11 protein-coding genes and 1 pseudogene are annotated in these 13,558 nt (G+C 47.1%); 7 read left to right on the top strand and 5 right to left on the bottom strand.

Annotated elements, in window-relative coordinates; translation table 11 throughout:
• Positions 1-1,039: 1,039 nt before the first annotated feature.
• Both N6G83_RS39415 and N6G83_RS39410 read left to right on the top strand, forming a co-directional pair.
• Complete coding sequence (locus N6G83_RS39415; protein WP_260524145.1) at positions 1,040-1,777, top strand: LuxR family transcriptional regulator; 738 nt, start codon at positions 1,040-1,042, stop codon at positions 1,775-1,777.
• A gap of 99 nt (positions 1,778-1,876) precedes the next feature.
• Positions 1,877-2,035: pseudogene (locus N6G83_RS39410) on the top strand (restriction endonuclease); the annotation flags it as partial.
• Between the two features lie 19 nt (positions 2,036-2,054).
• Here N6G83_RS39410 and N6G83_RS39405 read toward each other — a convergent pair.
• The 3 genes from N6G83_RS39405 to N6G83_RS39395 form a co-directional block, all read right to left on the bottom strand.
• Complete coding sequence (locus tag N6G83_RS39405; protein WP_098928903.1) at positions 2,055-2,738, bottom strand: response regulator transcription factor; 684 nt, start codon at positions 2,736-2,738, stop codon at positions 2,055-2,057.
• A 146-nt stretch (positions 2,739-2,884) separates the two neighbouring features.
• Positions 2,885-4,417 carry a sensor histidine kinase gene (locus tag N6G83_RS39400; RefSeq protein ID WP_211134686.1) on the bottom strand — a complete coding sequence of 511 codons (1,533 nt, stop codon included), beginning with the start codon at positions 4,415-4,417 and terminating at the stop codon, positions 2,885-2,887.
• Between the two features lie 11 nt (positions 4,418-4,428).
• Positions 4,429-5,760 (bottom strand): VWA domain-containing protein, encoded by a 1,332-nt coding sequence (locus N6G83_RS39395; protein ID WP_186529849.1) that lies wholly within the window; start codon positions 5,758-5,760, stop codon positions 4,429-4,431.
• 337 nt (positions 5,761-6,097) lie between these two features.
• Here N6G83_RS39395 and N6G83_RS39390 point away from each other — a divergent pair, with 337 nt between their 5' ends.
• Positions 6,098-6,742 carry an acyl-homoserine-lactone synthase gene (locus tag N6G83_RS39390; protein ID WP_074028406.1) on the top strand — a complete coding sequence of 215 codons (645 nt, stop codon included), beginning with the start codon at positions 6,098-6,100 and terminating at the stop codon, positions 6,740-6,742.
• On the opposite strand, the gene N6G83_RS39385 is transcribed toward N6G83_RS39390, so the two are convergent.
• Both N6G83_RS39385 and N6G83_RS39380 read right to left on the bottom strand, forming a co-directional pair.
• Positions 6,743-7,459 (bottom strand): helix-turn-helix transcriptional regulator, encoded by a 717-nt coding sequence (locus N6G83_RS39385; RefSeq protein WP_021179139.1) that lies wholly within the window; start codon positions 7,457-7,459, stop codon positions 6,743-6,745.
• A gap of 340 nt (positions 7,460-7,799) precedes the next feature.
• Positions 7,800-8,435 (bottom strand): carbonic anhydrase, encoded by a 636-nt coding sequence (locus tag N6G83_RS39380; RefSeq protein WP_024530881.1) that lies wholly within the window; start codon positions 8,433-8,435, stop codon positions 7,800-7,802.
• A 374-nt stretch (positions 8,436-8,809) separates the two neighbouring features.
• Between N6G83_RS39380 and N6G83_RS39375 the strand changes: the two genes are divergently transcribed.
• From N6G83_RS39375 to zorB2, 4 genes are all read left to right on the top strand, one after another.
• Positions 8,810-9,322, top strand: a complete 513-nt coding sequence (locus tag N6G83_RS39375; RefSeq protein ID WP_211134687.1) for a helix-turn-helix domain-containing protein — start codon at positions 8,810-8,812, stop codon at positions 9,320-9,322.
• Positions 9,323-9,324: 2 nt separating this feature from the next.
• Positions 9,325-10,596, top strand: coding sequence for a type II toxin-antitoxin system HipA family toxin (locus tag N6G83_RS39370; RefSeq protein ID WP_211134688.1), 1,272 nt, complete (start codon positions 9,325-9,327; stop codon positions 10,594-10,596).
• A 595-nt stretch (positions 10,597-11,191) separates the two neighbouring features.
• Positions 11,192-12,844 carry a type II Zorya anti-phage system protein ZorA2 gene (zorA2, locus tag N6G83_RS39365; protein ID WP_211134689.1) on the top strand — a complete coding sequence of 551 codons (1,653 nt, stop codon included), beginning with the start codon at positions 11,192-11,194 and terminating at the stop codon, positions 12,842-12,844.
• A 6-nt stretch (positions 12,845-12,850) separates the two neighbouring features.
• Entirely contained in the window at positions 12,851-13,558 is a 708-nt protein-coding gene (zorB2, locus tag N6G83_RS39360) for a type II Zorya anti-phage system protein ZorB2 (protein WP_211134690.1), read from the top strand.

Here is a 13,558-nt window from a genome sequence, read left to right as displayed (position 1 = left end):
GGGTATTAACGGACAGATAATACACAAGGATGATCAAGAACATTTCCATAAAAGGAGCGCTATAACGTGTTGCTTAGCTCGTGAATCAGAATAGTCTCACCCTCTCCCGCTCACCAGACACGACAATGCAACATAATGGCAACAAAATGACCATTTAATGAGCGATTTAAGGGTGTTTATTTGTGATTATCATCACTTTTTCATTGAAAAAAATCCGTTTTATCTCATAAGAACCCGTCTGAGAGCGGTTTCAAGGCCTCCAGCCCACTGCTGAGACCTCAATTTTTAGCTATCGGTGAAGATCAAGCTTCGGATTACCGTGACAACAATCTATTGAGCAACACAATGATCTCACCCGATAAGAGGTGCCAGACGCCTCCTCCACTCGGGAACAAGGCAAAATCAACGGCTGGCCGCATAGCACAACTCCCCTTCGGCACGAGCCAGCCCCACCCGCTTTTGTAGATACAGAATGTATCCAGAGAAGTCCTGCATGGCGAACCTGTTCCACCCAATGATATCAACAGCTCGATTAGCGTCTTATAGCAGGCTGTAAACGGCAATAATGCGGACTCAATATGGTTATATTGAGGTCTTACAAGCGTTTTTCGTTATAAAAGCAGGCCCAGGACTGATCAAATAATGATCAAATAGTGGTAAGTGACCAACGCAACTCTGAGTAACCCCCTCAGATAATGCCAAGAGTTAGCAGCAAGAATATCAATGCAGATACCATGCCGCTGCAATGATCAACGTAAGGCAATACTAATCCTAGACCGGATAATGGTGATAGATAGCCAAAATCCAGCATTGAGCGCTTGCCTCAACCAAGAAAATGGCTTTAAGATAATGGCAGTAAAAATTTCCCTGGTGTTGGCCAATGTGGCAACCTGACCCAACGAGGTCAGGTTTTTTTTTACTATTTTGTCGAAAATCGCCAGCAAGCCAGTATATTATCTGGTGTTCAATAACGGTTAGGCTAGACTATTGTCCCACAAGTTATGTTAGTAGCATTATGATTTCAGGCTGAGGTAATTTGATGTCTACATTGTTTTCTGCTAGCCACGATGAAAAAAAAACATTTAAAAACCATCTGGATAAAGAAATAGCGGAATTTGGCGATTTCAAATACGCCTATATGATACTTAACAAGAAAGACCTTATGGAGACAGTGATAACCTCCAGCTACCCAAGCCAATGGATTGATATCTATAAAGAAAGGAACTACCAATGCATCGATCCCGTGGTGCTCTGCGCCCTGCAAAGAGTCTCGCCATTTCCCTGGGATGAAAGCACGCCAATAAATCCAAGTCTAAAGCCCTCAGATATATTCAGCCATGCAAAGAACTATAATATTACCACTGGCTATACCTTTGTATTGCATGACCACGATCATAATTTGGCGATGCTGACGCTAACGATTAATGATAACAAATCCATCGATATAGAGGACCAAATACACCCTAACAAAGCCCGTTTGCAGATGCTGCTGGCTAACGTCCACGAAAGGATCACCACCCGGCACCGGGAAACCGCGCGAAATAATCGCGATAACTCCAGCGTAGAAAAAGATCCCCTGACAACGCGGGAGAACGAAGTGCTCTATTGGGCCAGCATGGGTAAAACCTACCAGGAAATTGCCATTATTTTAGACGTGAAGATCCGTACGATAAAATTCCATATCGGCAATATTGTGAAAAAGATGGGTGTGGCCAATGCCAGACATGCCATCAGGCTGAGGGCCGAATGGCAGCTTGTCAAACCGATCACGCGTTGAAATAAAGACTCCCACTGCCCCTGTAAGAAGGTCAGTAAGGTAGAGGCTGAACGGCTGATGCTTGCCTAGAAGCTGTTGAATCCCTTTCGTTTTGCGAGCATGAAACTACTGGTTTCAGCAGACGTGAACGGCAGCCAGATGGTCAAGCGGCTGTTCTGGGATTTTGCCGGCAAGGCGATTTGGCTTCCCAAGAGTGCCGAACATTATCCTTTGGATAGGTTTGTGGAGTGGCACCGGGGGCAGGTATTTAAGGGATGAGAGAATACCCACGCAGCTTTCACCCCAAATACCGATACCCCATCCCATGCACGGTGCGGATCAACACCGGACTATTCGCATCAAGCTCAATGGTCTTGCGTAGCTTGGAGATATGCTGGTCCAACGTGCGGCTGTTAGGCAGAAAGTCATAACCCCAGGCGGCATCGAACAGCATCTCACGCGTGACGACCTTGTTCTTGTGCTGATAGAGGCACTCCAGGATTTTCACCTCGCGCAGTGAAAGCTCCAGCCGCGCCGCTTGGCGCAGAGCGCACAGCTCATTGGGGTACACGGTTAAATCACCAAAGCAAAAGCTGGCATCTGGCTGCGCGGTTTTGCTGCGCAGGCAACGCCGGGCGATGGTCTTTATCCTGGCACGGATCTCGTGAATGCCAAACGGCTTGCTGATGTAATCATCTGCTCCCAGTTCCAACCCGACCACCCGGTCGATCTCTTCATCCTTGGCAGATAAAAAGATAATCGGGATCTGCTCATCCTGTTTGCGGATCTCTCGGCATACCGCGTAACCATCCAACTCCGGCATCATGATATCGAGGATGATAAAATCCGGTTTTTCCTGCTGATACATCTCCAGCGCCACTTTGCCATTCTCTGCGGCGATCAGGCTGTAACCCTCGCGGGAAAGCGCTTCTACCAATCCCTGGCGAATGTTCGTATCGTCTTCAACGACCAGTATTTTCATCATGACTCCCTGTGGTTGATGCTATTAGCGGTGATGTTCGATTATCGCCTGCGGTGCTGTGTTTTCCCCTCACCCCGCTCCCTCTCCCACAGGGAGAGGGAGCGGGTACGGTGCCGGAATCAGGTGCAGTAGCCCATTTGATGTCGTCAGTTATTTGATGGTATTGCGCGCGCCAGCCGCAAGGTGAAGCGCACCCCAGGCGACTGCGGTGCAACCAGGATCTCCCCGCCCAGGCTATGCGCCAGCTGCTGGGCAATCGTCAGGCCAATGCCGGTGCCCGAAACGCCCTCGGTAATGCCTGACTTCACCCGGTAAAAGGGCAGGAAGATCATCCTGAGCTCTTTCTCGGCGATACCGGCACCATAATCCCGCACGTGAATATCGACATGATCTGCACTGCACTGCACTGCACTGCACTCCACCAGCATATCGACCTGTTTACCGGCAGTGGCGTACTTCTCTGCGTTGCTCAGCAGGTTATTGATAATCTGCGTCAGGCGATCGATATCACTCTGCACCACCACGCTTTCGCCTAACGAGAGTGAGATCGCCATCCCCTTGGCCTGATATGACGGCATGAAAGTCTGCGCAATCTTCGTCAGCAGCGGGTTGAGATCGATGGGCTGAAAATGCAGCTTCGGTTCACGGGTAAAACTCAAAATGTTCTGGATCAGGCGCGATAAGCGCTGGCTCTCGCCGATAATCACGTCCAGATAGCGCTGTCCTTCGTCGTGCTGTTCGTCCAGCTCCTCTTTCAGCAACTCGGCATACAGCGTGATATTGGTCAGCGGCGTTTTCAGCTCGTGGGACACCTGGCTGACAAAACCCACCTGCTGGCGCGCCAACCGTGCCGTCTGGGTGTATTCCCGGTAGAGACGGAAAATGATCAAACCCATGATGGCCAACATTAGCAGGATAAACGCCCCGCCCCACAGGTAGACCGCCGTAGTGCTGACCGCTTTGCCGTAATAACTCACCTGCCAGCCGGTAAGTGGATAAGGCAGGCTTTGCTCGGCTAGTGGTTGCAGGTTTCCCAGGATGACGTATGGGTTGCTTTGGTACAGCAGGCGTCCGTTCTCTACCAGCACCAGCGTGTCGCTGCCAAAATCGACGTTGACCGCATTGATCACGTCCGACAGCAGTTTGATATAAGGAACACGAAATCCGATGGTATCGCTGCCGATAGTGCGCCAGTAGATCAACAGCGGCTCCTGCACCTCGCCAGTGATATACCAGCCGGATTGTGGGATAGCCATTTCGCTTTTTACGCTGTGGCCGTAAAGCAAAGAAGGATCGTTCACCAGCGGCGTGATGGCCTGAACCCAGGCGAGTTCTTTTTGGCTCAGCGGGCCGTTTTCGTTGGGATATAACAACCGATTCTTCTGCAGGACAAACACGCCATCAATGTCGTGATCTTTCTCGACCAGCTCCTTGAGCGCCTGTTCGTTGGGTTGAATGTAGTCGGTGATCGCGTCCAGCCGCGTCGCTTTCTGCCGCAGAATATCCATGACGCTGTCGCTGGCCTGAACGGCGCGCGTCTGCGCCATGGTCTGGGATTGGTAATGGCGTAACAACACTTCGTGCTCGAGGGTGCGCACTCCCAGATAGGCGATCAGGCTGAAGATCGCCACGGTGATGATGATAAAAACCGTTAAACTTCTGGAAGTACGCTGGCTCATTAGGCTCCCTGCTACTGGTTCTTCTGGGTTTTGATGTTGTAGTTCTGCTCTTTCACCGCTTTGCGGGTCGATTCCTTGCTGTCGCTCTCCATTTTACCCATCAGCTCTTTGTTCTTCTGCGCGCTGGCTTCGGCTTTTTGTCTGGCTGGGGCGGCACTGACGGGTAGGCTTTCCAAGGCTGCCGCATTAGCGCTAAATACCTGCTTGGCCTCTTCCATTTTGCCTGCATCCATCAGCTCTACCGCGCGCTCATTTTCAATCGCTGCCTTCTGAATGGCCGAATCCACCAACACCTCATCCACCTGCGCGGCGCTCACGTCCTTAGCGGACTGGCTATAACGTACCACCACCTTTTCATTGAAGGTATCGACCTGCTTGGTACTCAGGTTGGCGTAACGCACGTTAACATCGGCTAGCGGTTTGCTCTGGGCGTTGCTGCCCTTGGCCGGGATCACTTCCAGCAGAACATATTTTTCCTGATTGGAATACAGCTGGTTCAGTTTTACGGTGACCGTATTGCCGCTGATGCTGCCATCACGCCCCAGCAGGCGAACCGGCGTAACCTTATCGGCGGTTTTGATCACCACCACCACATCCTGTGCCACCACGGACATGGCGTCGTTAAACTCGTGGGCGAAGGTCTTTTCCAAATCGCTGGATTGCTCAACAAAGGCATGGTTGCCATCGCTATAGCCAGCAATGGTGGTCATCAGATCTTCGTTGTAACCATCACCAATGCCGATGGTAGTAATGGCGATACCTTTCTTGGCCGCCAGTTTAGCCAGCTCGGCTAGCTCACTGTTGGAGGTTGGCCCAACGTTGGCCTGCCCGTCGGAAAGTAGAACAATGCGATTAACCTGCTCTTTATCCAGATGCTTGCTCACCTGATCGATGCCCTTGCTCACCCCGGCAAACAGCGCCGTCATCCCACGCGGTTCAATACTTTTGTTAATTTTATTAATCAGTTCTTTGGTATCTTTGACCTTGGTCGCCGGGATCACCACCTCAACCCCGGAGTCATAGGCAACGACCGAAAGCGTGTCATTACCGTTAAGCATGTTAACAGCGGCGATCGCCGCCTTTCTGGCGTTTTCGATGCGATCGCCACTCATTGAGGTGGAGCGGTCGATGACCAACGCCAGATTGATCGGGCTACGTTTTTCCTGCGGCAGCGGATAGCCCACCAACGAGATTTTCAGGTAGTTTTTATCCTGGGTATTTTCCAACACCACGGGCGAGGCAACTTCAGACTTGACGACGACCTTGGGGGCCGCCGGGGCTGCGCTAGCACTCCAGGGCAGCACAGACAGGGTGAATAACGCAAAAATACATTTCAGATCCATGGGGAAGCTCCTTGTCAAAAGAATCGCATCCATTCTTGCCCGTCTCGGCCAGCGAGTTGTCTGTTATCTGTATAAAGATGTAAAAAATGGGTAAAAGTTGCCGCAGCTTGCAGCTCCCTCCGTTTCGCATACGCTAAGAAACATATCACTTTTAAGCCCGAAGTGCCGCCTAAAACGCCTTTCCCAGCACCGGCTAAAAACCAGTTAATTCCTATAATAAGGTTACGTAAATCTATTAAAAAGCATTATCATTCCTCTGTACCGGCATGCTCTTAATGAAACTTCACTGATGTTACCGGATGAACTTATCTCTATATATTCATTCACAGGTGACATTATGTTTAATATTTACAGCGTTAACTATGCTTCAATGAGCAATGAGAAATCTGAAGATCTCTTTATGTTAAGAAAAAATACCTTTAAAGACAGACTGCAATGGGCAGTCGACTGTTCGGATGGCAAGGAGGTCGATCAGTTTGATAATGACAAGACCAACTATATTTTTGGCGTGGAGAACGGCATGATTATATGCGGAACCAGGATGATAGATATGAAATACAATAATATGTTGAACAGTACATTTTCCTCATTTTTTAACAATGTCAACATTCCAGAAGGCAACTACATTGAATCCACGCGTTTCTTCGTGGATAAAGAAAGAACCCATTCGCTGTTAGGCCGTAAGTTTCCCGTCACTATGGCTTTGTTTCTCTCACTGATTAACTATGCGCAACAACATCATTATGATGGCATTCTTGCCGTTGCCAGCCATGCGATGATGCACATCATCAGAACCTCAGGTTGGAATGTCACCGTGTTGGAAACCGGTGTTTCCGAGAAAGATGAGCCGGTCTATCTGTTGCTCGGCCATGTCGACTCTGAGAGCCAGAGGAAGCTAAAAGCCAAGATATTCAGCAAGCACAGCGCAGCGGACGAAACCAGGTTGAACGACTGGCCGCTGGCGGCTGAGCCTTCTTTGTAATCAACTAACCGGTTTAATCAGTTGAAGTTCCACACCTAGACGTATTGCATGCCGGGCATTTGCGACTCCCAGCTTTTTGACGATGTTGGACATATGAAACTTGACCGTACGCGTCGTGATCCCGAGGATCATCCCCGTCTCCTGATAGGTTTTGCCCACGCTGGCCCAGTAGAGGATTTCGTTTTCCCGTTCGGTAAATTGGGCGCTTTTTTCCGAGCGAGAGGCGTTTTTTTCCGACAGCGAATTCAGGGTTAGGTAGATCTCATGCACTGACGCCAGTAAAACAGAAATATCACCTTTATTCTTGATCAGCGTTTGGGTTAATTCCGCTCTGGTTTCAGGAGCAAGAATAAAAGATAAGGTGACCAGGTTATTATTATAATCATGCAATACAAACGTATAGCCGTTATTCAGCCCAAATTTCCTGGCCCGCTCGAAGAGTTCGGAAAAATGAAAACCTCCGCCCGTCATCAGATTTTCATCCCAGGAAAAAGGCGTTAGCCGGTTTAGCGCGGTGATCACCACCGGATCGGTATACTGTAAACCATTGGCTTTATAATGCTCTACCCATTCCCCCGGATAGTTGGTTACCCCAAAGATACAGGACATATCTTTTTTCGATAACACCACATACGCCCAGATGAATTCCCCGAGATCGTTTAATGTCGCTTCGAGGTGCGTTTTGATAATGTTACTAATATGTTCTTCGTTTTCCATTAACGACCTGCCCCCGATTGCTTAAATAATTTCTACCTTGCCGAATATAGCAGATAAGGACGCCAGGCAGAAGGCTCCGAGTTTTCTGTCCCCTATCCCTTTCAGGAGCTGTGCTAGTCATAGCCAGGCAGCCCGTCCAGAGAGTCGCTCATAACAGCTGGCATGCTCAGCACGCCATCCAACACTGTGATAACACTGCAGATAACATCGGCTATACGATAGGCAGGAAGGCGAACGAAACGTAGGATCAAAGCCTTAACGAGGTGTATGAATAGATCTGCCCATAAAAAAATCCACGTCAAAACGTGGATTCAGTATCATGGCCAAGAGCAAGCATCTTTTACTCGAAGTAGACCTCGGGGTTATCCGCCAGCGAAACGAAATTCTTGGTATTTTTATCCAGCGTGCGGATCTCGCCACTTTCGATGTCGTACACCCAGCCGTGCAGGCGCAGGGCGTTGTCGCGCAGACCAACGGCAACGGACGGATGAGTCTTGATATTGTTGAGCTGGGCTATCACGTTCTCTTCAACCATAGCGTTAACTTTGTCGATTTCGCTATCCCAGGTTTTCTTCTCTACCACCGCTTTTGCCGCGTCCGCATAGTGCAGCCAGTGGGCAACAGCAGGCATCGGGTCAAGGCACTGGCAAGAAGCTATAGCCTTCATGGCACCACAGTTCGAGTGGCCGCAGATCACTATGTCAGTAACGCCTAGCGCCACAACCGCGTATTCGATGGTCGCCGACACCCCACCCGGCTCCGGGCCAAAGGAAGGGACGATGTTGCCAGCGTTACGGATAACGAAAAGCTGCCCCGGCTCTTGCTGGGTCACCAGCTCGGGTACCAGGCGGCTGTCAGAACACGAAATAAAAAGCGCTTTAGGGTTCTGGCTGGAGGCCAGGCTGCGGAAGAGTTCCTTACGCTGCGGGAAAATCTCTTTCTGGAAACTGAGAAAACCTTCAATAATATGTTGCATAGCACACTCTCTAGATCTGTAGTCTCGATAGTATGATAATCCTTGCAGGCTAAGCTGGAAAGCGGGCAAAACCTTAAGCTAGACGCCCCAGAGGTTCAGCGGGGTGCTTTTAGTATGAGTAGGCTATCTGCAAGGAACATAAGAGCCCAGGTAACACAGACGTTGCATAAATGGACGATGCAGATACGGGGCTAGTGAATACGTACAAATCCCCTTCCCTCCTTCGAAGCCATTTAAAAAGTGCTAATATTCTGGCGTTTTAAACCATTTTTAGTAAAAATATTAGTATCACACGTCATCCCCTTGCTGCTTCGTGTCAAAATTATGCTAATATTATGGTGTAATCTGTACTAAAAAGATAAAATATTGATTTTATGGCTAAAAAAACAGCACCACTACTTCCTACAACTAACCAGTTGCTGACTGATTTTGGTGAGCGGCTGAAGCTTGCGCGTCTTCGGCGCAAGCTGACGGCTAAACAGGTAGCAGAACGAGCTGGTATGTCGCCAATGACGCTACGTTCGCTTGAAGCCGGGGGAACAGGCGTAACGATAGGTGCATATCTATCTGTCATGCAGGTGTTAGGGCTTGAAAACGATCTGAATCAGTTGGCAGCCGAAGATCAACTAGGCCGCCAACTTCAGGATTCCCGGCTGATAAAGAAGGACATCGTTTTCACTTCCAAGGCAAAACCCAATAAAGCACCGGTAGACAAAAAGCCGCGCTCTGAGGCTGCCTACAGGTATGAAGGATCAGATAAGCAGGCAGCTACAACAACAAAAGCTGGCTCCGTAGCAAACAATACAGCCCACAAAGCGACAGGCACAACGTCGGCCGATCTGGCTGCCCTGCTGAAACCATTGAAGAAGTCAATCAAAGGGAGTTAACGATGGCGATGATTGGGGTATATGCAGACTGGGATGGAATGCGCGGGCCAAAGCGAGTTGGCTTGCTGCATAGCCGACAAACTCGTACGCGAGAGTTGTTTGAATTTCAGTATGACCCTCTAGCACTGACTGATCCCGACCTCAATCGTTTGCAACTTGATCCAGAAATTCTTTTATTCGAGGGTGCCCAGTACCCCACTCACCCACGGGATAAATTCGGTATATTTGGTGACTCCAGTCCCGATCGCTGGGGCCGAATACTGATGAAGCGTCGCCTTGAACGGGATATTCGTGCCGGTATCCAAGCTGAAGGAACCAGGCTATACGAATCAAATTATCTCTTGGGTGTACATGATCTTTATCGAGTAGGAGCTCTACGCTACAAGCTTAATGATGAAGGTGAATTTCTTGATAACCGAGCTGACGAAGCGGCACCTCCCTTTACCGAAATTCACGCTTTAGAAAGGGCAAGCCGCGCACTGGAAGATGATCCAGACAATACATCCCTACAGGGTCAGGAATGGTTGCGGATGCTTATTGCGCCAGGTGGCTCTCTAGGTGGGGCAAGGCCCAAAGCAAGTGTCGTGGACAAGCATGGCCATCTCTATATCGCAAAATTTCCCAGCACCAAAGATGATTACGATGTTGGCGGCTGGGAGATGGTAGCCAATGCTCTCGCTGTTGGCTGCGGGCTGAACGTCGCAACAGCTGAAGCGCATAAATATGCCAGCGATTACCACTGCTTTATGGTCCGTCGGTTCGACCGTACAGGATCCGGCCAGCGCCTTCATTTTGCTTCTGCCATGACAATGACCAGACATCAAGATGGTGATGATGCCTCTAGCGGCGCCAGTTATCTTGAACTTGCAGACGTTCTGATAAGACATGGCGCACAAACAAAAACCGACCTGCAAGAGCTCTGGTCAAGGATTGTTTTCAATATTCTTGTCTCTAACACCGATGATCACTTACGCAATCATGGTTTCATTTTGGTCCCTGGCAAAGGCTGGCGGCTTTCTGCAGCCTACGATATGAATCCCGTTCCCTGGTCTGACGGCCTAAAGCTTAATATCACCGAAGCAGATAATGCACTAGATCTCGAACTGGCACGCGAAGTCGCTGAATATTTCCGTTTGAACTTGGCACAGGCCGATGAAATTATTGAAAACTTTATGGGGATCGTGGCTCAATGGAGGACAATTGCTGATGGTTTGGGACTACCTCTTCGGGAGCAGGAACGAATGTCTGAAGCGTTTAGGCTTGCTAACGGTTAACCTTAAGCTCTGTACAGAGATCTGGAGGTAAAAGGGCATTGGTTAACTCTGAGAAATGAACCGGTTTGTATACTCACACTAATCTATAATGAAAAGATGTGGTGATGCCGCACAGCCCAAGAAAACTCTTGAGCTGTTTAAAATCTAGCCACACAAAATAGCCGTTCAGGATTGTTACTCTACTTTTTCGATGACAAGATCGTCGCTCCGAAAGAAGTCTCATTAACTTTTATTTTTCTCTGATATGTGATGAACCATACCCAGATCAAGCATCGATTATTCTATCTCAGGGAGACAATACGCCAAGCAGAGTTTAGCCCATTTTGTCGTATTCTGGCGATTTACAGATTTTTTGGTAAGATTATGCACCTCTGATTCCCTATAAAAGATACTTTTATCTATCTGTTATGAAGTATCCCCCCCTGTAGAACGCTCCATGGACTCATCCTGCAGAACGTGACTGAAATCATTTATGTTTAGAATATTTTTGATATAATCGTCACAAATTTTTGGAGGGTTCACCTTCCCTCCCTCTCTGACATGGTGTCGATGAAACACTAACGCCACCCGTAGGGTCATTATCACAGGAACAACAATGTTAGCTCAGTTATTTGAACATATTTTCCAATCTATCGATTCCACACTCGTCACCAATATATTCATTTGGGCCGTTATTTTCGTGTTTTTCAGTGCTTGGTGGTGCGATCATAAAAATATTCACAGTAAATTTCGAGAGTATGCCCCAACACTTATGGGAGCATTAGGTATATTGGGTACCTTTACCGGCATCATTATTGGGTTGCTTAATTTTAATACAGAGAGCATTGATACCAGTATTCCTGTATTACTTGGAGGTCTGAAAACAGCATTTATCACTAGTATTATTGGTATGTTCTTCGCTATTTTATTTAATGGGTTAGATGCATTTTTCTTTGCTAATAAACGAAATAAGCTTGAGAGGGCAGAACCTGAGTTGGTTACCCCAGAACATATTTATATGGAATTAAAAGAACAAAATCAACATTTTGAAAAACTGATATCAGGTATTAGTGGTGGCGAAGAAGGATCTCTTGTTGCCCAGATTAAATTACTGCGTAATGAAATTAATGATAACTCTCGATCACAAATTATAAACCACACTGAATTTAGTCATAAGTTATGGGAACAATTACAACAATTTGCTGATTTAATGGCCAAGGGAGCAACAGAACAAATCATCGATGCTCTTAAACAGGTAATTATTGATTTTAATAATAACTTAACGGAACAGTTTGGCGAAAATTTTAAAGCGTTAGATGCTTCGGTTAAAAAACTTGTTGACTGGCAAGAGAACTATAAAATTCAGGTTGATCAGATGAGTGAGCAATATCAACAGAGTGTAGAATCTTTAGTTGAAACCCGTAGTGCTGTCGCAGGGATTTGGGAAGAGTGTAAAGAGATCCCACTGGCGATGTCAGAACTGCGCGATGTCCTGCAGGTAAACCAGCATCAGATCGGTGAACTATCACGACATCTGGATACTTTCGTAGCTATACGCGATAAAGCGACTGATGTTTTACCGGAAATTCAGACCAGAATGGCCGAAGTAGGCGAACTGCTAAAACTGGGTGCTGCCAATATGAGCGCCTCTCTTACACAAACTAGTCAGCAATTACTTACTAATGCCGATTCGATGCGTGTTGCTCTAGATGAAGGCACTGAAGGGTTCAGACACTCAGTAACTCAAACTCAGCAAGCTTTTGCTTCAATGGCCCACGATGTGAGTAATTCTTCTGAAGCTCTGACCAACACTCTCGGAGATACCATTATCGAAATGAAACAAAGCGGTGATGAGTTCCTGAAATCTATAGAGTCTCATTCCAGAGAACTACATCTAAATATGGAAAAGAACACCACAAACGTTATTGATTTGTTTAGTAAAACTGGTGATAAATTTAATCAACAACTATCTAACAACGCCGATAATATGTTAGGTTCCATACAAACTTCATTTGATAAAGCAAGTACAGGTCTTACATCTCAGGTAAAAGAATCCATCGAGAAGTTTGGTAGTTCAATTAACGAACAATTACATGCTTTCGAACAGGCAACCGAACGCGAGATGAATCGTGAAATGCAGTCTCTGGGGAATGCACTTCTATCTATCAGTAAAGGCTTTGTTGGTAACTACGAAAAGCTCCTAAAAGATTACCAAGTAGTCATGAGTCAATTGCAATCATTACTATCTGCTAAACAAAACCGCGGGTAATCGCTGATGGATAAAATCATTGGAAAACAGATAGTAAAAAAAGATCAGGATAATGAACACTGGGTTTCCATGTCAGATCTGATGGCTGGCCTGATGATGGTCTTTATGTTTATTTCTATTGCATATATGCATTATGTCCGCATTGAGAAAGAGAAAATAAAAGAGGTCGCCGTTGCCTACGAAAATGCTCAGCTTCAACTTTACAATGCGCTGGAGATTGAGTTTGCGGAAGATCTTCCTGCTTGGGATGCAGAAATTGATAAGCAAACACTTGAGGTCCGCTTCAAGTCACCCGATGTTTTATTTGGTTTGGGGAGTACAGATCTTAAGCCAAAGTTTAAAAAAATACTTATTGATTTTTTCCCTCGTTATCTTAAAGTTATAGAAAAATATCGGGAACACATTACAGAGGTACGCATAGAAGGCCATACCAGCACTGATTGGACTGGAACTTCAAATCCTGATGTTGCCTATTTTAATAACATGGAATTATCTCAAGGCCGTACGCGAGCTGTATTGCAATATGTTTATACATTAAAAGAAAGTGCAACACACCAAAGATGGGTAAAAAGCAAATTTGCTGCCGTCGGGTACTCTTCAGCGCATCCTATCCTTGATAACGATGACAAGGAAGACCCTAACCGTTCTCGCCGTGTTACTTTCAAAGTCGTCACTAATGCTGAACTACAGATACGTAAAATTATTCAGGAGTAA

The sequence above is a fragment of the Serratia sp. PL7 genome (genome assembly GCF_945957435.1).
Note: the sequence above shows the minus strand (reverse complement) of the source record. Positions and strands in the feature narration are given on the sequence as shown.